Raw genomic sequence first — 20,799 nt, 5'->3', positions numbered from 1 at the left:
TAAGGTATTTATGAGCTCATTTTGAATTCTGAATATCTTAATTTTTAATTTAAAAGAATTGTTAAATGAAGATTAAAGATCATTTTTTATCTCAGGAAATATTTGAGATCAAAGAAACAGAGACAAAAGGAGTTTTTAAAACCTCCCCTGTTCCATCTGATATTTCTAAATATTATGAAAGTGAAGATTACATTTCCCATCATCAGGACTCAGGAAGCATCAAAGAAAAACTATACAAATTTCTTCAATCTTTTAATCTTCAGTATAAAAAAACAATCCTCATTGACAGAATAAAAAAAGGTTCAAAAGTTCTTGACTATGGCTGCGGTGCAGGAGAATTTGTAAAATATATTGAAAATGACTTTGAAACTTTTGGGTTTGAGCCTGATTCTGATGCCAAAAAAGCAGCTAAAACCAAAATATCAAAAGCCAGTATTATTGATAATATTAATAACATAGAAGATGAAAGCTTGGATGCAATTACTTTATGGCATGTTTTCGAACATATCGGAAACCAGGATGAAATGCTTAATATCTTTCATGATAAGTTAAAAGAAAAAGGCTTACTGATAATCGCAGTTCCCAACCCTACTTCCTATGATGCAAAACATTATAAAGAATTTTGGGCAGCTTATGATGTTCCTAGGCATATTTATCATTTCTCAAAAAGCGGAATGGAAAATTTAATTTCAAAGAAACCAAACTGGAAAATGAGAAAAATAAAACCTTTAGTCCTTGACTCTTATTATATCTCCATGTTGAGCGAAAAATACAAAAAATCACCCCTCTTTTGGCTAAAAGCTGTCATTCACGGGACGATTTCTAACGCAAAAGCCCTTTTTTCTAACGAATTTTCAAGTTTGATATATATTATCGAAAAAAAATAGAAAATCGATTTTAACCCTATTTATGAAGGTCAAAATTGACTAGTTTTAGTATCAAAATAAAAAATCCACATCAATAGGTGTGGATTTTCTTTTGTTACAATAAATGTAATATTGAACATTCAGAGAAATAAACACATTAAAATCATGACTAAGCTTAACCAATAAATTCATCTAAAAAATTTTCACATAATTTAATTATCTATTAAAAAAGATATATAGAATCCCAATAGAATGTATAAAAAATAAATAAAAAATGTTAAATATATAATTTATAAGCTAATACTATAATAAAAATACTGTTTATTTATAAATTAATTATATTTTTATCAAAGTTAAATCATTAAAAATACAATTATGAGAAATTTAAAAATCGCTACTTTTATTTTAGGATTAGTATTCTTGTTTTCTTGTGAAAAAGAGGAAGATATTATTGTACAAGGACCACAGCAAGAAAATCAAAAAAACCATGCAATGGGAGCCTTATTTGTAGATGATGCTACTTACCAGTCATTTGATAAAGTGGATGCAGACGCTTTAGTATTAAAATATAAAGGAAAAAATGCATCAGCCAAACTTCTTCCATCAAGCTTTTTCGTATCCGGACAACCAACAGTTGGCAACCAGGGAAATGAAGGATCTTGTGTAGCATGGGCAACTGCATATGCTGGTGCCAGTATATTAGAATCTAACTTTAAAGGAATTACACAATCCAGAAGCCCGGAATATGTTTATAACCAGATAAAACAAGGATCTTGCAGTTCAGGCTCATATATTACAGATGCCTTGGATCTGATAGAAAATCAGGGAGTTTGCAGTTTTTCGGAAATGCCATATACTGATACTGAATGCAGTACACAACCCAATAGTTATCAAAAGAATGCAGCAAGCACACATAAATTTATAAGCTGGGCCACAGTGAACAAATCTAAAATTGATGACGTAAAAAAATTATTAAGCCTGAATCTTCCGATTATTATAGGGATTACGGTAGACCAGGAGTTTAATAATCTTCAAAATACAGGATGGATACTTAAGAAACGTTCAGGAAGCGTTCTTGGCGGTCATGCCATCTGCGTGGTAGGATATGATGATGCAAAACAGGCTTTTAAAGTACAGAATTCCTGGGGAACCTCATGGGCTGATAATGGATATTTCTGGATAGATTACACTTTCTTCAAAAAAAGTGTTTATTTTGGAGGTGTAGTTGAAGAAGCCTATGTAGCTTATGTTCAATAACCAGTAAATAAATAATATAAAAAAACCAGCTCAAATTAAGCTGGTTTTTATTTGAATATCAATATCAATTGTTTGAATATATTAATTATTGATAGCAGCAACTCCAGGAAGCTCTAAACCTTCCAGACTTTCCAGCATCGCTCCACCACCTGTGGAAACATAACTTACTTTATCACCATAACCGAACTGCTTAACAAAAGCAACACTGTCTCCACCTCCTACTAGTGAAAAAGCTCCCAATCTCGTAGCTTCAGCAATACTATCGCCTAAGGCAACTGTACCTGCCGAAAAGTTTGACATTTCAAAAACTCCAATAGGACCGTTCCATAAAATAGTTCTTGAATTTAAAAGAACATCATTAAACTGATCCCTGGATTTTTGACCGGCATCCAGTCCCATCCATCCTTCAGGAATAGCAAAAATATCAACTTCTTTTCGATCCGCATCATTATTAAATTCTTCTGCAATAATTGTATCTGAAGGGAGATATACCTTTACATTATGTTGCTTGGCTTTTCCTAGAATTTCAAGAGCTAAAGGCAATTTATCTTCCTCTACCAATGAATTTCCAATTTTTCCTCCCAAAGCTTTAATAAAAGTAAAAGCCATACCACCACCAATAATTAAATTGTCAACCGCAGGTAAGATATTTTCTATAATGGTAATTTTAGTTGAAACTTTAGACCCGCCAAGGATAGCTGTAACAGGTTTTTCTCCGCTTTTTAAAACTTTATCAATTGCCTGAAGCTCTTTAGCCATTAATAAACCGAAAAATTTAGTTGATTGAAAATATCGAGCAATGACAGCTGTGGAAGCATGTGCTCTGTGAGCTGTTCCAAAAGCATCATTTACATAAGCATCAGCCAGGTGGGACAATTGCTCTGCAAATCCTTCATCACCTTTTTCTTCTTCTTTATGAAAACGTAAATTCTCTAACAATAAGATTTCTCCGGGTTGAAGTGCTGAAGCAGCATTTACCGCCTTCTCTCCTATTGATTCTTCCACAAATTTTACTTCCTGCCCAAGAACATTAGAAACTTCATTTACAATATGCTTAAGAGAAAATTCATCTTTTACTTCTCCTTTAGGCCTTCCCAGATGAGTCATTAAAATCACAGATCCTCCGTCTTTAAGGATTTTTTCAACAGTTGGCTTTACTGCAACAATTCTTGTATTATCTGTAACTTTAAGCTGATCATCCTGCGGAACATTAAAATCTACTCTTACCAGGCCCTTTTTATCTTTAAAATTGAAATCATTGATTGTTTTCATAAATATCTTTGAATTTTCGTTTCACAAATGTAAGATTTTAAAGTTTTCAAAAAGATCGAATATGACAAAAGTTTTCAAAAAAATTCCCAAAAACTCCTTACCCACCTATCAACAATATTTTTTCTTTTATAAAAAAAAAGAATGCTAGTTGTTGTTGAGTGATGTGGGTTTAGGGGATAACTTTCTTTAGAAAACTTGATAACATTAAATTTGTTTTAAATTCATAATTAATTAACAATATAAATTCTTGAAAATGCGATTTTTCGAGTACTTACTAACAAATATTGATAACTTTTAAACAATGGTATTATTAATTTCTTCTTTATGGAAAAACTAAAGATTTCTCCCAAAAAAGAGTTTGAAAGTTTTGTGTAAAATTTTTGGTGAATACTTCCATTAGTATTTTTTTTTGAATAAAAAAACATCGAGTTTACGAAAGTTTTCAACAGTTATTCACATTGCTTTTCACAATTAACTGGTGAAAAACTAACAATTCATATTTTAATACTTAAATTTGTAATGAAATAAAATCTAATAGAGTATAATACTAGAATTATGAAAAGAAAAATTGCTATTGCAGCTGACCATGCAGGTTTCGAATATAAAGAGATTGTTAAAAAACATCTTTCGGAACAATTTGAAGTTCAGGATTTTGGAACGTTTTCCACAGACAGTGTGGATTATCCTGACTTTGTGCATCCTGCAGCAACTTCTGTAGAGAACGGTGAAAATGAGCTGGGAGTTCTTCTATGCGGAAGTGGTAACGGAGTTCAGATCACGGCAAACAAACATCAGAAGATACGTTGTGCACTTTGCTGGATGCCTGAGATTGCATCATTGGCAAGACAACATAATGATGCGAATATGATTTCAATACCTGCAAGATTCATTTCAAAAGAATTGGCTATTGAAATTGTTGAAAAATTTCTTTCGACCGGCTTTGAAGGAGGAAGACATCAGAACAGAGTTGATAAAATCGCATTCTGTTAAAGTATAAGGGCTTGCAAATCAATTTGCAAGCCCTTATTTATTTTAAAATTCTTATCTTTGCAACGTCAGATAGAAATACATTCTATAATTCCACTTGAAACCCATATCATATCGAAAAGATATTTTATAAAAGGTTTTTCTCCCTCTTCTCCATATTTGTATTAAATTTATACAAAACTAAAACTACCGTTATTAAAGTTCGGAAGGAAAATTGGTGCAGTTGAATTAAACAATAATTTTAAAAAATGAAAAAAAGAAAATATATAAGTCAGAAAAATGATCATAAACTTATGGAGATCGGAAGATTAATCCTGAGATTTATGAACGAAAATTCGTCGAAGATCTATAATTATAAACAGATTGCAGACGGGATAGATCATAAAAACCCAAGACAGAGAGAGCTTGTAATTCAGGCATTACATAAGCTTCAGTCTTCAGAAAAAATTAAAGAAACTGAAAAAGGAAAATATATAGTAAACCTAAAGATTGCCGGGACTTTAACCGGTGTTATTGATTTCAATCAGTCAGGAAATGCATATGTAAATGTTGAAGGACTGGAAGATGATGTTTTCATCCATTCCAAAAATGTTAAAGATGCTTTGCAGGGTGATAAGGTTTTAATTATTACCTATCATTATAAAGGTAAAAAGCTGGAAGGTTCGGTTCTGGAAGTTTTAGAAAGAGGAAGAACGGAGTTTGTAGGAACTTTCCAGGTGGTTGCTCACAAAGATTTCGGATTCGTAGTTTGTGATAAAAAAACGATTAATACAGATATCTTTATCCCTAAAGGAAAATTCAACGGAGCTGAAGACGGGAATAAAGTGATCGTCAAAATGACCGAGTGGAAACCGGGAGATAAAAATCCTGAGGGTGAGATCATCCAGGTTTTAGGAGCTCCGGGAGAGCATGAAACTGAGATTCATTCTATCCTTGCTGAATATGGCCTGCCATACCAGTTTCCGGAAGAAGTTGAAAAAGATGCGGATAAAATCGATCGAAGAATTACAGATGAGGAAGTGGCAAAACGATGGGATATGCGTGAGATTACAACTTTTACAATTGATCCGAAAGATGCGAAAGATTTTGATGATGCACTGTCTATCAGAAAACTGGAAAACGGGAACTGGGAAATCGGTGTTCATATTGCAGATGTTTCCCATTATGTAATTCCGGGAACTCTTCTGGATGATGAAGCGTATGACAGGGCTACTTCTGTGTATCTTGTTGACAGGGTTGTACCGATGCTACCGGAAGTTTTGAGTAATGATGTGTGCTCCCTTCGCCCGAATGAAGATAAATATACTTTTTCAGCAGTTTTTGAACTGAATGACAATGCCGAGGTACAGAAACAATGGTTCGGAAGAACGGTAATTCACTCAGACAGAAGGTTTACCTATGAAGAAGCGCAGGAAAGAATTGAAACGAAAGAAGGAGATTATGCGGAAGAGATTTTAGTTCTCGACAGATTAGCAAAGATCATGCGTGCGGAGCGTATCAGAAAAGGGGCAATCACTTTTGACAGAAGTGAAGTGAGGTTTAGCCTGGATGAAAATAATGAGCCGGTTGGGGTTTACTTTAAAATAAGCAAAGACTCCAATCATCTGATCGAAGAATTTATGCTTTTAGCGAACAGAAAAGTTTCTGAATTCGTTTCATTGTCAAGAAGAGGAGAAATCAGTAATAATACTTTCATTTACAGGGTTCACGATGATCCGGATCCTGCAAAACTGGAAGCACTGAGGGATTTTGTTTCTACTTTCGGATATAAAATGGATCTTGCCAACACTAAAAAAGTTGCGGAATCTTTAAACCGTTTGCTTCACGATGTGAAAGGAAAAGGCGAAGAAAATATGATTGAAACCCTTGCCATGAGAAGTATGAGCAAAGCGGTTTATTCTACAGATCCTATTGGACATTACGGGTTGGGATTTGAGTATTATTCTCATTTCACCTCCCCTATCCGCCGTTACCCGGATTTGATTGCACACCGCTTATTACAGCATTATCTTGATGGCGGAAAATCTCCAAACAGAGAGGAAATTGAAGAAAAGGCAAAGCACTGCAGCTCCATGGAGAGACTGGCTGCCGATGCAGAAAGGGATTCCATCAAATTTATGCAGGTGAAATTCATGGAGAAACATCTTGGAGAATCTTTCAACGGGGTGATTTCCGGGGTTGCAGAATTCGGTTTCTGGGTAGAAATTCCGGAGAACGGTGCAGAAGGATTGATCAAGCTAAGAGATCTGGTAGATGATTCTTATGTTTATGACAAAGCCACTCATGCAGTATACGGCTCAAGAACAGGGAAAAGATACCAATTAGGGGATCAGGTGAGGATAAAAGTTGTCAAAGCCAATTTAATACAGAAACAATTGGATTTCAAGATTGTTGAATAAAGAAATTAAGCGATATAAGACTGCAATTATTGTGGTCTTTTTATTTTTACAGCCTTTCAAATTTGCTGTTCAGAATCTAAAAGAGGAGGATTTTATATGCTAATAGAAATATAATTTTTAAATTTGGGTGAGAAACAAATTTTAAATGTTTGAACTTGTACTTTCAGCTGTTATATTAGGATTCATGTTGAGTCTAGTTTTTATCGGCCCAATATTTTTCCTGTTAATAGAAACAAGCTTTTCAAGGGGCCCCAGACATGCTCTGGCCTTAGATGTAGGAGTGATTACAGCAGATTTGTTATGCATTATTGCAGCCTATTATGCCAGTGCAGATTTAGTCAATCTGATAGATAAGCATCCGGGATTTTACAGGATTACTTCTATCCTTATCTTTGTATATGGAATTGTAATGATGGTAACAAAGACCAAAATGCATATGCCGGGTGAAGAGAAAATTATCAATCAAAATTACTTCAAAACTTTTATCAATGGTTTTTTCTTTAATCTGCTGAATGTTGGGGTTATCCTTTTCTGGTTGGTTACCGTAATTTCAGTAAGAAACCAGTATCCGGATACCAGTAATTTTATACTCTATATTGGTCTGGTAATCGGAACCTATCTGTGCATTGATCTTGCAAAAATATTCCTGGCGAAACAATTTCATGATAAATTAACACAAAAATTAGCCAATAAAATAAGAAGAATCGTTGGCGGGATCCTTATCGTTTTCAGCTTCTTTATCTTTTTACAGAGCTTTAAAAAATTCAATCAGTTTGACAAGCGGTTAGAAGAAGCAGAAAAAACCGAAGTAAAATTTCAAAAAAGCAAATGAAAAAAAATATATTTCCGGAATCCCTTAAAAAAGGAGATAAAATAGCTGTTATTTCACCTGCAGGAGCGGTAGAAACATCTCAACTTGAAAAAGGAATAGAGATGATTAAAAGTAAAGGCTTTGAACCTGTTCTTGGGGAACATCTTTATACTAAATTTTCAAACGGATATAATTACGCAGGAACTGAAGAACAAAGAATAAAAGATATCAACTGGGCTTTGAATGACCAGGATATTTCTGCAATCTGGGCTTCCAGGGGCGGATACGGATGCCAGCATTTGGTTCAGCATCTGAAACTTAAAAACTTTACACAAAAGCCAAAATGGTATATCGGCTATTCCGACAATACGGTTATTCAGAGTTATTTATTGAAAAAAGGCTTTGCTTCCATTCATGGGCAGACCGTTAAAACCTCAAGTTTTGGAGTGACGAAAGAAAGCTATGAGCTTATTTTTGATATTCTGAAAGGGAAAAGGCCGGAATATAGCCTGAAATCTCATCAGTTAAACAAGAAGGGAAATACTGAAGGAGAACTGATTGGAGGGAATTTAGCCCTTATCTATGCGCTTTTAGGGACAAAATATTCATTTGATTTTAAAGATAAAATTTTATTCATCGAAGATATTGGCGAAAACTTTTATGCTCTGGATCGGATGATGATGAGCCTGGAATTAGCCGGAATTTTTACAAGGATAAAAGGTTTAATTGTTGGTGGAATGACTAATATGGGTGATGAAAAAGACAATAAGCAGTACGAAGAAAGTTTTGATGAATTTGCCTACCGGCTGATTTATGAAAAAGTTTCAAAATATAAATTCCCTGTAGTTTTTGGTTTTCCAAACGGACATATTAAAGACAACAGGCCGTTAATCATTGGCGGAAATGTAAAGATGAATGTTAAAGAAAAAGTTGAAATTAGATTTTAAAAGAATTTAAATGGCAACCCACAACGATTTCGGAAAAAAAGCTGAAGATGCAGCGGTTGAGTATTTGCAGAAGAACGGTTATAGGATTTTAGTCAGGAATTTCCGTTTTCAAAAAGCTGAAATTGATATTATTGCCGAAAAAGGCAGCCTGATTATTATAACCGAAGTAAAAGCACGGTCTACTGATGCTTTTATTCTACCCCATGAAGCCGTTACAAAAAGTAAAATAAAACTGATTGTTTCTGCGGCCAATCATTATTTGCAGCAATTCAATAAAAACAATGAAGCGAGATTTGACATTATCTCAGTACTTCCCGACCCGAAAGGAAATTTAACAATTGAACATATTATCGATGCTTTTGAAGCATTTGACGCTAATTAATTGAATGTAACAATATATCAGTCTACCAGTTTATCAATTCACTGTTACATTGCTATACTTTTACATTGTTATATTAATTGAAATTTCACATTTACTTATGAAAACAGTATTAGTAACCGGAGCTACATCCGGAATAGGAAAAGCTACTGCGGAGCTTCTTGCCAGGCAGGGAAACAGAATCATTATCTGCGGAAGAAGAGCAGAAGTTCTGGAATCATTAAAAACAGAATGGTCAGCCTTTGCAGAAATATTCATCCTGAAATTTGATGTAAGAAATCTCGAAGAAGTTGAAAATGCTATCAATTCTCTTCCTGAAACATGGAAAAATATTGATGTTTTAATTAATAATGCCGGAAATGCACATGGTTTGGAGCCTCTTTTAGCAGGAAATACCGAAGATTGGGACTCTATGATCGACGGGAATGTAAAAGGACTTTTATATGTGTCCAAAACGATTATTCCGGGAATGAAAAAAAGAAATGCCGGACATATCATCAATATCAGTTCTGTTGCAGCAAGGCAAACCTATATAAATGGGGTTGTATATTGTGCCACTAAAAAAGCAGTAGATGTTATTTCCGAGGGAATGCGTCTTGAACTGACAGAATTTGGGGTCAGAGTGACTAATATTCAACCCGGAGCTGTGGAAACAGATTTTTCTCTGGTCAGATTTAAAGGAGATAATGAAAGAGCGGCTACGGTTTATGCAGGTTATGAGGCATTAAAGGCAGAAGATATTGCAGATGCGATCGCTTATTGTGTGAATGCCCCGAAACATGTTACCGTTTCAGATATGACGATTTATCCAAGTGCTCAGAGCGAACCCAGAACGATCTACCGGAAATAGTCTGGAAATATTGGATTAAATTTGCAAAATATTCAGGCAATTTTTGCCAATTAGTTTAAATTGAAAAAATGAAAATTTTATACCTCGAAACATCTTCCAAAAACTGTTCGGTTGCTATTTCCGATAATGAAAAGCTTCTGTGCCTTAGCGAAGAGGTTTCCGACAACTATAAACAGTCTGAAAGCCTGCATACTTTCGTAGAATGGGCACTGGAAGGAGCCGGAATTTCTATCAAAGATATTGAAGCAGTTTCACTGGGAAAAGGCCCTGGTTCGTATACGGGATTAAGGATAGGAGCAGCTTCTGCAAAAGGATTCTGCTATGGATTAAAGATTCCGTTAGTGGCAGTAAATTCTCTGGAAACGATGATAGAGCCCTTTCTAAAGCAAAATTATGATTTTATAATATCTTTAGTAGATGCAAGGAGAATGGAGGTTTATACAGCTGTTTATGATGGTGAAACAGGGAAAGAAATCTCTGCGACCGAAGCCAAGATTTTAGATGAAAATTCTTTTGAAGAGCTTAAAGACAAGAAAATCATTTTTGTAGGTGACGGAGCCAAAAAAGCAAAAGAGATCCTGCAGCTTCCTAATGCTGAGTTTAACGAAGAGGTCTACCCTTCCGCACAGTATCTGATTAAAAAAACAATTGAGAAAATCAGAAATAAAGAGTTTGAAGATATTGCTTATTTCGAGCCTTTTTATCTGAAAGATTTCCATGGAGTAAAGAGAAAGAAATAAAGAAATCGGAAGATTCTATATGACAAAATAAGTGACACGCAAAAAAGCGAAGATTATTCTTCGCTTTTTTATTTTATTGAGACTTTACCGGAACCGAATTGGGATTTGGTGGTGGTGCTTTTTTCTGTTTATTGTTCATCATCTGCCCACTGGTATTATTTTGATTAGGGACAGGATTATTTGGATTTGCCGGAATGGTATTACTTTGCTGGACTGTTTGTTGTACTGGCTGCTGTACAGGGGCTCCGGGATTCTGAGGAACTACATTTCCTTTATTATCCGTTGCCTGAAAAGCCAGATCACTTTTCAGATAGTTCAGCATTTCCTTGGCTTTTAAACCTTCCGGGGTTTTGGAATAATTTAAAGCAATTTGTTCCAGCTGTAAAATCATAACCTCTTTCCCACTCGATTTTCCTGCATTAAATGCATTAAGCAGATATAATTTAGGAACAAGGGCATCTTTAGGATTTTTCTGGATAGCCTGATCTATAACACCTTTACTCTCCTCAAATTTCTCCGATTCAAATAAGGCATAGGCTGTTTTGTAGTCATTTTCAACATCTGCAGAAGATTTTACGAAAGAATTGTTTTTGGGATTTCTGGCAAATTCTGCATAAGAAGTATAAGGATAATCCGTCAGTAAGATCTGTTTTGCCCTGTCTGCGGCCTGTGGGTTTTTCTCATAATTCATGGCAAAAATCTCATACAATGCCTGTAGCATTACTTTTTCTTCAGGTTTCACATCTACAAGGTCATACAATGTTTTTGTAGCTAAGGGGGTATTGGTAAAATAATTCTGATACATAATTCCCAAACCTAGAGAAGCAGTATCCCTGTCTTTTTTCAGCTGGCCTAATTTGCCGGCATCAGTTGGGATCTGTTCAATATAATAAGCTGCTTCAAAACGTCTTGGATTAGGTGCTGAAGTTACTCCCAATGCTTCATTCTTCATGTCTTCGATAGAGCTCATTTTCTTCGAATAACGCCAGTTGTCACTTAAAGCCCTTTCACCCCAGGTTTGTTTAAACGATGAAGTTCCTTTGCTTACTGTTCCTGTATTGCTGAAATAAAAGCCTTTCGGTGTCGTTCCGAAATCTTCAAAAGAATTGGAGCTGTTAGCAAAAAGAGAGGTGGAATTGTAATCGCCGGTATCAAAACCTTTATTTCTTTCCGCACGTTTTCTTTCCAGTTCTTCCTTCTCTTCTTTTGCTTTTAATTTCGCAATATGTTTGGTAAAATAGTCGGTTCTTTGTGCATTATCCATTTTTGCCAAAGCAAGGATACTGTCATTTTTCTTGATTAAATAATAGTTTTTTGAGATCTTCTTAATATTGGCAGACTGATCCTTTAAGAGAACCTTAGATGGTTCATAGGTCATCACGGCAAGGGCAGAATCATAATAGGTTCCGGCACCGATATAATCATTCTTATCCAGGTAGCTCTTCCCTATTTCATAAAAAGCAAGGCCACGGATCTGCGGATCGGAAACCTTTTCTGTAAGGGACTTTCTGAAGAATTGCTGGGCTTCGTCTTTTTTTCCTGCTTTATTGGCCATTAAACCTAAAGCATAGTAAAACTCATTCTTTCTCGAAGTATAAGTTCCTTTGTTACTGATCTTTTCAAGATAATCCTTAGCACCGTTATAATCCCCTTTTCCGTTGAAAGTTTTAGCGATTTCTATCTGGGATTTAACTTCAAATTCAAAATCATTGGCATATTTATAGGCTGCTAAAAAACTTTCTCTTGCTTTTTCATTTTGTCCAAGTTCCTCTAAAATCTGGCCTCTTAAAAATGCAATTCTGCTTTTCAATTTTCTGTTGCTGTTTAATTCAAAAGCACGGTCAAGCTCTTTCACAGATTCTTCTTTTTTCCCTGCATCCAGAAGTGTTTCAGAATTATAAATGCTTAAAAGTTTTTCATAATCCTTATTCATTTTTTCTCCTTTAAGCTTACTGAAAACTTCCTGAGCTTTATGATAATCTTTTCGTTGACTGTAAGCTACTGCCTGGTAAATCCTTGCTAAAGGAATTCTTTTATCGTCCTTCATATGGGTGAAAACATAATTTAAGGCATCAAGGGCTCCCAACGATTTATTCTGGTAAATTCTTGCCTGTGCAAGAATCATATAGGCATCAAAGATCTGCTTATTCTTTTCCTCCCCGTTTCTGATGACGGAATATTTATTAATTGCTTTCAGAGCTTTGGCTTCAGCAATTTCAAGTGTAGTAGCTCCTTTTGTTTCCGGTGTCTGGTCATCAGCAGCCTTACCGAAAGCATTACCGGGATTTCCCGGAATTCCGGGCGGCATATTAGGTTTACCTCCATTAGCTTTATCAGAAAGAGGAGATGAAGTTCTGCCGACATCTGCCATTTTCATAGAATTTTCTGCAAACGCGGTAGATTGTCCGAGATCACTTCCCAAAGGCTGATCTTCGTATGTAAGAATAGGGATGTAGGGCGCATAAAAATTGTCTTTATGAGCTTTATCCCTACTCGTAAACTCACTGTTTAATGCGTCTTTTGCATTAAAAAGAGTGTTATAATAGGTGTTAAATCCTTTTAGAAACTTTGACCGCTGCTCCGGCCTCTTGGTTTTAGTGGCACAGGAAACAACAAAACATGCTGCCAAAAGAAAAAAAATATTCTTTTTCATTATTCAATATAACTCGCTAATCTACTTTTTATTATTAAGTAGTTTGATGATTTTGTAAAAATAATAAAATTTTATATTGAAAATATTTATATTTCGCTCAAAATTTTGTAAACCAAATGAGTAGGAAGCCCCATGATCGTGTAAAAGCTGCCCGTCATTTTTCTGATTTTGGCCATCCCGATCCATTCCTGGATACCATAGCTGCCGGCTTTGTCAAAAGGCTTAAAGTTCTGAATATAATAAACTATTTCCTCATCTGAAATTTTATCAAGCTCTACATCGGCAACATCGGTTTCCGTAAAGCTTTTATCTTTCGTTTTTATAGTAATTCCGGTGTAAACCTGATGAGTTCTTCCTGATAACAGCTGCAACATACTTTTTGCATCAGCTTCGTCCTTCGGCTTTCCAAGGATTTTATGATCAAATACAACAACGGTATCAGCAGTCAGTAAAACTTCTTCATCAATAAGATTTCTGAATGTATCTGCTTTTAATTTGGAAAGATAAGCTGCTACCTCTTCTGTTTTGACCTCTTCAGGAATGATTTCTTCACAGTCTGTTTTTACAACTTCAAAATTGAATCCTAATCCGGAAAGCAATTCTTTTCTTCTTGGAGATTGTGATGCCAATAATAATTTCATACCAATGAATTATACAGATTGGGTATTATCATCGTGCCAGTTTCCCTGAACCTTCATCACCTGTTCAATCACATCACGCACTGCTCCGCTTCCACCCTGCTTAGGAGAAATATAATCGGCAATTCCTTTTATTTCCGGAACGGCATTTTCCGGACAGGTTGCAACGGCTGAGTTTTCCATGATATGTAAGTCCGGAAGATCATCACCCATCGTTAAAATCTCATCATTTTGAAGATTATACTTCTTTTTAAAATCTTCATAATCTGCCATCTTATCATGAGATTTCGGATAATAGTCCTGAATTCCGAGATAATTGATCCTGTGTTTTACCATTTCATCATTTCCGCCGGTAATTACTCCTATTAAATAATTGCTTTTTAAAGCTTTAACAACAGCATATCCGTCCAGAACATTCATCACCCGGGACATATTTCCACCGGGCATCAGATACACACTTCCATCAGTGAAAACACCGTCTACATCAAATACAAATGCTTTTATATCTTTTAATTTCTCTTTATAGCTCATACATTTTTTTAATAGAATGATTCATTGTTTTATAAATTTCAAGACTTTCATCTTTTAATAACTGCTCATGAAGTTGGAGAACCCTGACGTCATTCCTCACAGCAGGCCCGGTTTGTGCCAGTTTAGGTTCAATCTCATGGATTTTCTGAACGGTTTCATCAATTAGCGGTAAAAAATAATCAAACGGAATTTTCTGAGAGTCTGAGATCTCCTTCGCCTTAGAAAAAAGATGATTTACAAAATTACAGGCAAAAACAGCCGTAAGATGAATGTATTTTCTCTTTTCATGACTACTTTCCATTACGTTTTCTGAAACTTTATTCGCCAGTTCAAAAAGCAATTCCTTATCGGCTTCATTCTCAGCTTCTATGAAAAAAGGAATCTTTTTATAGTCTAAAGCCTTTGATTTTGAAAAAGTCTGTAACGGATAAAAGCTTGATTTTCTGTACTCTCCTACCAGAATTTCTTTAGGAAGTGAGCCTGAAGTATGGGCAACCAGACCATCTTTTTTTGTGATGAGTTTAGAAACATCTTCTATCGAATTATCACTTACACAGATAAAATATACATCCGCTTCCGCCAGATGCTCCGTTGAGTAAGGAACATTCAGCTCTTCAGCTATTTTCTTTAATTCTTCAGAATTTCTTCCAAAAACCTGGATTAAAGGAATGCCGTTCAGAACAAAGGCTTTTGCCATATGGGAGGCAACATTTCCGGAACCGATAATTACAACTTGCATATAACAAAGATAAGATTTTACGATGAGTCCGGAAAGAAAGCCGGAAACTGTAAACCCGGAGCTTATTCTTAAACACTATAATCGTTATTTTTTAATATTTGGACTAAAAATTGAAGAAGTAATTTAACTTTCAACTATTTTTGTAATCCAAAACAATGAAAGCATCTTATGAAGATTAAGGACGCGGAGATTATTGCGTTGATGCAAAGCCCACGAACTCAGGAAAAGGGAGTTCGTGCGTTGATGGATGCTTATCAAAGTAGATTGTATTGGCATATAAGAAGAATCATTGTAGATGGAGACCTTGCTCAGGATACTTTGCAGGAGACATTTATTAAAGCATATCAGAATTTTCACCAGTTCAAAAATGATAGCCAATTGTACACATGGCTGTACAGGATTGCTACCAACGAAGCATTACAGCAGATCAATAAACTAAAAAAAATGCAGAAAACTGATGAAGATCCTGAATATTATATGCAGAATCTTGTAGCTGACAATGTGGAAGGTGATGCAGATGAAATACAATTACTATTACAGAATGCAATACAAAGCCTGCCTGAAAAGCAGAAACTGGTTTTTATGATGCGGTATTATGATGATCTGCCCTATGAAGAAATATCAAAAATTGTTGATATGTCGGTAGGGACTCTGAAAACAAATTATCATTATGCCAAACAGAAAATAGAAGAATATTTAAAAGAAAATTACGAGAGATAATTTTGAAAAACAACAGATGAAAGAGTTCGATATTGAAAAACTAGAACGTAAAAATATTTACAAAGTACCTGATAATTTGTTTGAAAATATTCAGGAAAAAGTAATGAATGAAGTAAAAGTAGACAAAAAAGCTCCTATCTTTAAACTCAATTGGGTTTATGCTGCCGCTGCTTCATTAGCTTTGATTTTTGGAATTACTTTTGTGCTGAATTATAATGATTCAGCGAACAATCCGGTTACTACAGGAACTTATACTCAGAATAATCCGGCTCCGAAAAGTGAAAGCGAGAAAGCTTACGAAACTTTGAAATCTGATTTAACTTCTGTTGAAAATAATAATCAAATAGTTGTTAATCAGAAAGATAATATTAGTGTTAAACAAAATGAAACAGAAGATATAAAAGCGCCACAAACAGCTAAAACTGTTTCAAAACAAACTGAAGCCCAAATGACAGAATACCTTGACTCTTTTTCTAATTCTGAAATTGCAGAATTGGCAAATAATTCTACTCAGGATATTTATTTGGATTTATATAATTAAAAGAAAGATGAAAAAGATATTATTTACACTTCTTATTATTTATGGTTTTGGGTTGAATGCTCAAAAAACGGATTATGATTGGAAAAAAATGGATCCTAAACAAAGAAAAGAGGTAATAAATAATCTTTCTCCGGAAGAAAGAAAAGCCCTTCTTACAAAGTTCAGGAATAATATGATAATGGATAATCTGAATATTGATCCGGGTGATAAAGCAGAATTTACAGCTCTTTACAATGAGTACATTGAAAACCAGAAACAGATAAAGAGCCAGTTTAATTCAAATTTTAATCCTGAGACATTATCTGATGATGAAGCAAAGGCAAAACTTCAGCAAAGCTTTGAAGTGGGACAAAAATTACTTGATAATAGAAAAAAATACGCTGATAAAATGCAGCAGGTAATACCTTGCCAGAAGGTTTTAAAACTTTTTCAGTCAGAAGGAATGATGAGAGATAAAATGAGTGAAAGAAAACCTCATGACAAAAACGGGATGGTAAGACCTAAAGAAAACCCATAATAGTTTATTTTTTTAATGTTGGACGACTCTTACAAATCTTTTTTGTGAGAGTCGTTTAATTTTCAATAGATGTTGAAAAGACCGAATTAAAATTAATTTCACAGGGATAAAATTAAGAGAGAGGAATTGTCTCGCTTTTTTTTATCTTTGCAAATTACAAGGTTCTTAAATGAAAAACATACGAAATTTTTGCATAATCGCTCATATCGACCACGGTAAAAGTACTTTGGCGGATCGTCTCCTGGAGTATACCAATACGGTAACCCAAAGAGAACTTCAGTCTCAGACGCTGGATGATATGGATCTGGAAAAAGAACGGGGGATTACCATCAAGTCTCACGCTATCCAGATGGATTATGAATATAAAGGGGAAAAATATATTTTAAACCTGATTGATACACCGGGACACGTAGATTTCTCTTACGAGGTTTCCAGATCAATTGCAGCATGTGAAGGAGCTCTTCTTATTGTTGATGCTGCGCAGAGTATTCAGGCACAAACTATTAGTAATTTGTATCTGGCATTGGAAAATGATTTAACGATCATTCCGATCCTTAATAAAATAGACCTACCGTCTGCAAACCCAGAAGAAGTAACCGATGAGATTATGAATCTGATTGGTTGTGAATACGAAGATGTATTAAGGGTTTCCGGGAAAACAGGCGAAGGTGTTCACCATTTACTGGAGCAGATTGTTGAAAGAATCCCGGCGCCGGTGGGAGATCCGGATGCGCCGCTTCAGGCTTTGATCTTTGACTCTGTTTATAATCCTTTCAGAGGAATTGAAGCTTATTTCAAAGTAGTGAACGGAAGTATTTCCAAAAATGAAAAAATTAAATTCTTCGCTACAGGGAAAGAATACGGAGCAGACGAAGTAGGAACCTTAAAACTGAAACAGGTTCCGAAAAAGACGGTTGAATGCGGAGATGTAGGATATCTGGTTTCCGGAATTAAAGATGCACGTGAAGTAAAAGTAGGAGATACCATTACCTCATTTGAAAAACCGGCATCGGGTCCGATTGAAGGATTTGAAGAAGTAAAGCCAATGGTTTTCGCAGGTATTTATCCTATTGATTCTGAAGATTTTGAAGAATTAAGATTCTCTTTGGAGAAATTAAGGCTGAATGATGCTTCTCTGGTTTTTGAACCTGAAAGTTCAGCAGCTTTAGGTTTCGGTTTCCGATGCGGATTCCTGGGAATGCTTCACATGGAAATTGTTCAGGAGCGTCTCGACAGAGAGTTTAATATGAACGTGATCACGACGGTACCGAACGTTTCTTATTTCGGGTATACCAAGAAAGAACCAGAAGTTCCGATTTTGATCAACAACCCGTCTGAAATGATGGATCCGTCAACAATGGATAGAGTGGAAGAACCATTCATTAAAGCCTCTATCATTACAAAATCCGACTTTGTGGGAGCTGTAATGACTCTGTGTATTGAAAAGCGGGGTGAAATTGTAAACCAAAGTTATTTAACATCTGAAAGAGTTGAATTGGTTTTTAATATGCCTCTGGCGGAAGTTGTTTTCGACTTCTATGACAGATTGAAGTCCATTTCCAAAGGATATGCTTCATTCGACTACCATCCGATAGGATTCAGGGCCTCCAAGCTCGTAAAAATGGATATCCTGATCAACGGGGATATGGTGGATGCCCTTTCTTCATTAATTCACGACAGTAATGCGTACCATATCGGTAAAAAAATGTGTGAAAAGCTTCGTGAGCTGATCCCGAGACAGCAGTTTGATATTGCCGTTCAGGCAGCCTTGGGTACAAAAGTTATTGCAAGAGAAACGATCAAAGCATTAAGAAAAGATGTTACTGCAAAATGTTACGGTGGAGATATTTCCAGAAAAAGAAAGCTTTTGGAGAAGCAGAAAGAAGGAAAGAAAAAAATGAAACAGATTGGCAGGGTAGAAGTCCCACAGTCAGCGTTCATGGCAGTTTTAAAGCTAAACGATTAAGAATAAAAAAAGACCGGCAGATCAATTCTGCCGGTCTTTTTATTTCAGAGATTTCTTTGTTTCTCAATTAAATTCCCTTGAATTACCAGGGCGCCCAGGCCGAGGACGACTTCAGCAATTCCCAGTATTCTAATCAGGTTAAATCCACATACGATACATTCCGGTTCCGGAAATGGCTTTTTGCCTACGATAATAATAATTACCCCGCCAATAATGATAATGATGACGATGATGGTTCTTAATAATGCTTTCATGATGGTATAAATTGGTTTTGCCTACTCTTTAAGGTTTTCAGCTTATCCCTGCAATACCAAAATTGAAGCTAATATTCAGATTATCAGTAAGTAAAAACACCATTTATGTATAGTGATTTCACCATAAAAAAACTCATTAAGCAGTTTTCATTTTATTTCTTACGGACAAATTTTATCTCCATCGTTTTCATTTCTTTTCCGGTTTTCCAGTCCGGGCCGTACATTTCCAGGGTATGATTATTGTCGTCCACAAAAGTATAAACTTCTCTTACATCACAGTCTTTACCGGGCCTGCTTGGATCAGTCATTTTACCTTTGAATTCTATAGTTTTTTTCGAAGGGATCCAATCTCCTGCGGCAGACATAATTCCGGTTCCCATATTATCAATCCATGTGCTTACAAATTTTTTCTTGGCATTATCGTAGCCTAGTATATTCATTCCTTCAAAAGGCATTCCCATAAAATTTCCTTTATGATTGCTTACCTGATAACGGCCGTCAAAAATCATTTTATTGGTACATTCAGACTGGCTTACGACCGGTTTGCCTCCTTCTTCCATCCACATTGTGGTTTGGCCGGTCCAGGTTCCGTCATATTTTGTCAACATTTTTTGCATATCTCCCGGTGTGGCATAAGCCATCCAGGCTTTTGTAGCTGTTGCGGAATCTATGGGTTTCCATGCGGAATCGGCAGCTGCGGAATCTGTTTTTCCGGAATCTTTACCGGTGTCTGTTTTTCCTTTCTCGCAGGCTATACATAATATGGCCATGCATAATGTGATGATTAAATTTTTCATAATGTTTTAATTTTAAGTGGGTTATAATGTTAATATAAAGGTATGAATTTTTAATTGGGAATAAATTATATTTTTTATTGCTTTAGTTTTAATCCAAAATCGTAATTTTGTGTATTCATAACGCAAATTAATTATGCAAAATATAAAAGTTGCGGTAGATGCCGTTATCTTCGGATACTTTGATAAAAAAGACCTTCAGATTCTTTTAATTAAAAGGAAAATAGACCCTTTTAAAGGCGGCTGGGCTTTACCGGGAGGTTTGGTTTTAGATGATGAAAATCTTGATGATGCGGTAAAAAGGGAACTGTGTGAAGAAGCAGGCATAAAACCCGATTTTCTGGAGCAACTCTATACATTCGGTAACGTCGGCCGTGATCCCCGGAACAGAGTGGTTTCTGTGGCTTATTTAGGGTTGGTAAATCCATCCTACCATGAGCTTTTTGCTGATTCCGATGCAGAAGATGCCCGGTGGTTCAGCGTTAATAAACTTCCTAAATTAGCTTTCGATCATGATAAGATCATAGATACTGCTTTGAAAAGGCTCCGGACCAAAATTCAATACCATCCGATCGGCTTTAACCTCCTTAATGAAGAATTCCCTTTTTCAGACCTTGAAAATTTATACAAAACAATTATCGGACAGGAAATTGACCGTAGAAATTTCCGTAAAAAAATGATGAGTTACGGACTTCTTAACGAAACCAATAATGTAAAAAAAGAGGGTAGTGGAAGACCCGGCAAGCTTTTTACTTTCAATCAGGAAAAATATAAGGAGCTTGAAGAACAGGGGTTTTATTTTGAGATTAAATAGTTTTAAACGCAAATTTTACAAATATTTTTATAATAATAACCACGGATATTGTAGACCTAAAACAAGATAACAGAGGTATTTTAAACAAAATAAGCGGCACAAATTGATATCGATAGAAAAGGGC

Annotated in this window: 21 protein-coding genes; 15 read left to right on the top strand and 6 right to left on the bottom strand. The window is 35.5% G+C overall.

Annotation, left to right across the window (positions count from 1 at the left end):
• Positions 1-65 precede the first annotated feature (65 nt).
• Both PMI13_RS03015 and PMI13_RS03010 read left to right on the top strand, forming a co-directional pair.
• Positions 66-887: a class I SAM-dependent methyltransferase gene (locus tag PMI13_RS03015; protein WP_007840544.1), complete on the top strand. Its 822-nt coding sequence runs from the start codon at positions 66-68 to the stop codon at positions 885-887.
• A gap of 354 nt (positions 888-1,241) precedes the next feature.
• Positions 1,242-2,123 carry a C1 family peptidase gene (locus PMI13_RS03010; protein WP_007840540.1) on the top strand — a complete coding sequence of 294 codons (882 nt, stop codon included), beginning with the start codon at positions 1,242-1,244 and terminating at the stop codon, positions 2,121-2,123.
• Positions 2,124-2,204: 81 nt separating this feature from the next.
• On the opposite strand, the gene PMI13_RS03005 is transcribed toward PMI13_RS03010, so the two are convergent.
• Positions 2,205-3,395, bottom strand: coding sequence for a phosphoglycerate kinase (locus tag PMI13_RS03005; RefSeq protein ID WP_007840539.1), 1,191 nt, complete (start codon positions 3,393-3,395; stop codon positions 2,205-2,207).
• Positions 3,396-3,950: 555 nt separating this feature from the next.
• On the opposite strand from PMI13_RS03005, the gene rpiB reads away from it, so the two are divergent.
• The 7 genes from rpiB to tsaB all read left to right on the top strand — a co-directional run bounded on the left by rpiB (position 3,951) and on the right by tsaB (position 10,508).
• The gene (gene rpiB / locus PMI13_RS03000) at positions 3,951-4,385 is read left to right on the top strand and encodes a ribose 5-phosphate isomerase B (protein WP_007840537.1); all 435 of its coding nucleotides are present in this window, start codon (positions 3,951-3,953) and stop codon (positions 4,383-4,385) included.
• A gap of 245 nt (positions 4,386-4,630) precedes the next feature.
• Positions 4,631-6,781, top strand: coding sequence for a ribonuclease R (gene rnr / locus PMI13_RS02995; protein ID WP_007840535.1), 2,151 nt, complete (start codon positions 4,631-4,633; stop codon positions 6,779-6,781).
• A gap of 145 nt (positions 6,782-6,926) precedes the next feature.
• Positions 6,927-7,613 (top strand): LysE family translocator, encoded by a 687-nt coding sequence (locus PMI13_RS02990; protein ID WP_007840533.1) that lies wholly within the window; start codon positions 6,927-6,929, stop codon positions 7,611-7,613.
• The gene (locus tag PMI13_RS02985; RefSeq protein ID WP_007840532.1) at positions 7,610-8,539 is read left to right on the top strand and encodes a S66 peptidase family protein; all 930 of its coding nucleotides are present in this window, start codon (positions 7,610-7,612) and stop codon (positions 8,537-8,539) included. Before PMI13_RS02990 ends, PMI13_RS02985 begins: the two co-directional genes overlap by 4 nt.
• 10 nt (positions 8,540-8,549) lie before the next feature.
• Positions 8,550-8,921, top strand: coding sequence for a YraN family protein (locus PMI13_RS02980; protein ID WP_007840531.1), 372 nt, complete (start codon positions 8,550-8,552; stop codon positions 8,919-8,921).
• A gap of 97 nt (positions 8,922-9,018) precedes the next feature.
• On the top strand, positions 9,019-9,768 hold the full coding sequence (locus PMI13_RS02975) for an SDR family NAD(P)-dependent oxidoreductase (protein WP_007840530.1): 750 nt from the start codon (positions 9,019-9,021) through the stop codon (positions 9,766-9,768).
• Positions 9,769-9,836: 68 nt separating this feature from the next.
• Entirely contained in the window at positions 9,837-10,508 is a 672-nt protein-coding gene (tsaB, locus tag PMI13_RS02970) for a tRNA (adenosine(37)-N6)-threonylcarbamoyltransferase complex dimerization subunit type 1 TsaB (RefSeq protein WP_007840529.1), read from the top strand.
• A 73-nt stretch (positions 10,509-10,581) separates the two neighbouring features.
• Here tsaB and porW read toward each other — a convergent pair whose 3' ends face one another.
• From porW to PMI13_RS02950, 4 genes are all read right to left on the bottom strand, one after another.
• Positions 10,582-13,161: a type IX secretion system periplasmic lipoprotein PorW/SprE gene (gene porW, locus PMI13_RS02965; RefSeq protein WP_007840526.1), complete on the bottom strand. Its 2,580-nt coding sequence runs from the start codon at positions 13,159-13,161 to the stop codon at positions 10,582-10,584.
• Between the two features lie 86 nt (positions 13,162-13,247).
• Complete coding sequence (locus PMI13_RS02960; RefSeq protein ID WP_007840524.1) at positions 13,248-13,802, bottom strand: Maf family protein; 555 nt, start codon at positions 13,800-13,802, stop codon at positions 13,248-13,250.
• A 9-nt stretch (positions 13,803-13,811) separates the two neighbouring features.
• Complete coding sequence (locus PMI13_RS02955; RefSeq protein ID WP_007840522.1) at positions 13,812-14,330, bottom strand: KdsC family phosphatase; 519 nt, start codon at positions 14,328-14,330, stop codon at positions 13,812-13,814.
• The gene (locus PMI13_RS02950; protein WP_007840520.1) at positions 14,320-15,069 is read right to left on the bottom strand and encodes a Rossmann-like and DUF2520 domain-containing protein; all 750 of its coding nucleotides are present in this window, start codon (positions 15,067-15,069) and stop codon (positions 14,320-14,322) included. The genes PMI13_RS02955 and PMI13_RS02950 overlap by 11 nt, the downstream gene beginning before the upstream one ends.
• Positions 15,070-15,237: 168 nt before the next feature.
• On the opposite strand from PMI13_RS02950, the gene PMI13_RS02945 reads away from it, so the two are divergent.
• From PMI13_RS02945 to PMI13_RS21290, 5 genes are all read left to right on the top strand, one after another.
• Entirely contained in the window at positions 15,238-15,789 is a 552-nt protein-coding gene (locus PMI13_RS02945) for an RNA polymerase sigma factor (protein WP_007840516.1), read from the top strand.
• A 103-nt stretch (positions 15,790-15,892) separates the two neighbouring features.
• On the top strand, positions 15,893-16,330 hold the full coding sequence (locus PMI13_RS02940; protein ID WP_238536268.1) for a hypothetical protein: 438 nt from the start codon (positions 15,893-15,895) through the stop codon (positions 16,328-16,330).
• A gap of 7 nt (positions 16,331-16,337) precedes the next feature.
• The gene (locus tag PMI13_RS02935; RefSeq protein ID WP_007840511.1) at positions 16,338-16,847 is read left to right on the top strand and encodes a hypothetical protein; all 510 of its coding nucleotides are present in this window, start codon (positions 16,338-16,340) and stop codon (positions 16,845-16,847) included.
• A gap of 169 nt (positions 16,848-17,016) precedes the next feature.
• A complete protein-coding gene (lepA, locus tag PMI13_RS02930; RefSeq protein ID WP_007840509.1) occupies positions 17,017-18,813 on the top strand; it encodes a translation elongation factor 4 in 1,797 nt (598 codons plus the stop codon).
• A gap of 77 nt (positions 18,814-18,890) precedes the next feature.
• A complete protein-coding gene (locus PMI13_RS21290; RefSeq protein WP_156104452.1) occupies positions 18,891-19,055 on the top strand; it encodes a hypothetical protein in 165 nt (54 codons plus the stop codon).
• 164 nt (positions 19,056-19,219) lie between these two features.
• On the opposite strand, the gene PMI13_RS02920 is transcribed toward PMI13_RS21290, so the two are convergent.
• Positions 19,220-19,864: a DUF1579 domain-containing protein gene (locus PMI13_RS02920; RefSeq protein WP_007840505.1), complete on the bottom strand. Its 645-nt coding sequence runs from the start codon at positions 19,862-19,864 to the stop codon at positions 19,220-19,222.
• 133 nt (positions 19,865-19,997) lie between these two features.
• On the opposite strand from PMI13_RS02920, the gene PMI13_RS02915 reads away from it, so the two are divergent.
• Positions 19,998-20,675, top strand: coding sequence for an NUDIX hydrolase (locus PMI13_RS02915; RefSeq protein WP_007840503.1), 678 nt, complete (start codon positions 19,998-20,000; stop codon positions 20,673-20,675).
• The last annotated feature ends 124 nt before the right edge of the window (positions 20,676-20,799 follow it).

Origin of the sequence: Chryseobacterium populi (assembly GCF_000282115.1) — a bacterium.
Classification (GTDB): Bacteria; Bacteroidota; Bacteroidia; order Flavobacteriales; family Weeksellaceae; genus Chryseobacterium; species Chryseobacterium populi.
Note: the sequence above shows the minus strand (reverse complement) of the source record. Positions and strands in the feature narration are given on the sequence as shown.

What these genes read in the sequence shown, in the direction of transcription:
- PMI13_RS03015 (WP_007840544.1), top strand. Translation starts at nt 66, where the DNA reads ATGAAGATTAAAGATCATTTTTTATCTCAGGAAATATTTGAGATCAAA.
- PMI13_RS03010 (WP_007840540.1), top strand. Translation starts at nt 1,242, where the DNA reads ATGAGAAATTTAAAAATCGCTACTTTTATTTTAGGATTAGTATTCTTG.
- PMI13_RS03005 (WP_007840539.1), bottom strand. Translation starts at nt 3,395, where the DNA reads ATGAAAACAATCAATGATTTCAATTTTAAAGATAAAAAGGGCCTGGTA.
- rpiB (WP_007840537.1), top strand. Translation starts at nt 3,951, where the DNA reads ATGAAAAGAAAAATTGCTATTGCAGCTGACCATGCAGGTTTCGAATAT.
- rnr (WP_007840535.1), top strand. Translation starts at nt 4,631, where the DNA reads ATGAAAAAAAGAAAATATATAAGTCAGAAAAATGATCATAAACTTATG.
- PMI13_RS02990 (WP_007840533.1), top strand. Translation starts at nt 6,927, where the DNA reads ATGTTTGAACTTGTACTTTCAGCTGTTATATTAGGATTCATGTTGAGT.
- PMI13_RS02985 (WP_007840532.1), top strand. Translation starts at nt 7,610, where the DNA reads ATGAAAAAAAATATATTTCCGGAATCCCTTAAAAAAGGAGATAAAATA.
- PMI13_RS02980 (WP_007840531.1), top strand. Translation starts at nt 8,550, where the DNA reads ATGGCAACCCACAACGATTTCGGAAAAAAAGCTGAAGATGCAGCGGTT.
- PMI13_RS02975 (WP_007840530.1), top strand. Translation starts at nt 9,019, where the DNA reads ATGAAAACAGTATTAGTAACCGGAGCTACATCCGGAATAGGAAAAGCT.
- tsaB (WP_007840529.1), top strand. Translation starts at nt 9,837, where the DNA reads ATGAAAATTTTATACCTCGAAACATCTTCCAAAAACTGTTCGGTTGCT.
- porW (WP_007840526.1), bottom strand. Translation starts at nt 13,161, where the DNA reads ATGAAAAAGAATATTTTTTTTCTTTTGGCAGCATGTTTTGTTGTTTCC.
- PMI13_RS02960 (WP_007840524.1), bottom strand. Translation starts at nt 13,802, where the DNA reads ATGAAATTATTATTGGCATCACAATCTCCAAGAAGAAAAGAATTGCTT.
- PMI13_RS02955 (WP_007840522.1), bottom strand. Translation starts at nt 14,330, where the DNA reads ATGAGCTATAAAGAGAAATTAAAAGATATAAAAGCATTTGTATTTGAT.
- PMI13_RS02950 (WP_007840520.1), bottom strand. Translation starts at nt 15,069, where the DNA reads ATGCAAGTTGTAATTATCGGTTCCGGAAATGTTGCCTCCCATATGGCA.
- PMI13_RS02945 (WP_007840516.1), top strand. Translation starts at nt 15,238, where the DNA reads ATGAAGATTAAGGACGCGGAGATTATTGCGTTGATGCAAAGCCCACGA.
- PMI13_RS02940 (WP_238536268.1), top strand. Translation starts at nt 15,893, where the DNA reads ATGAATGAAGTAAAAGTAGACAAAAAAGCTCCTATCTTTAAACTCAAT.
- PMI13_RS02935 (WP_007840511.1), top strand. Translation starts at nt 16,338, where the DNA reads ATGAAAAAGATATTATTTACACTTCTTATTATTTATGGTTTTGGGTTG.
- lepA (WP_007840509.1), top strand. Translation starts at nt 17,017, where the DNA reads ATGAAAAACATACGAAATTTTTGCATAATCGCTCATATCGACCACGGT.
- PMI13_RS02920 (WP_007840505.1), bottom strand. Translation starts at nt 19,864, where the DNA reads ATGAAAAATTTAATCATCACATTATGCATGGCCATATTATGTATAGCC.
- PMI13_RS02915 (WP_007840503.1), top strand. Translation starts at nt 19,998, where the DNA reads ATGCAAAATATAAAAGTTGCGGTAGATGCCGTTATCTTCGGATACTTT.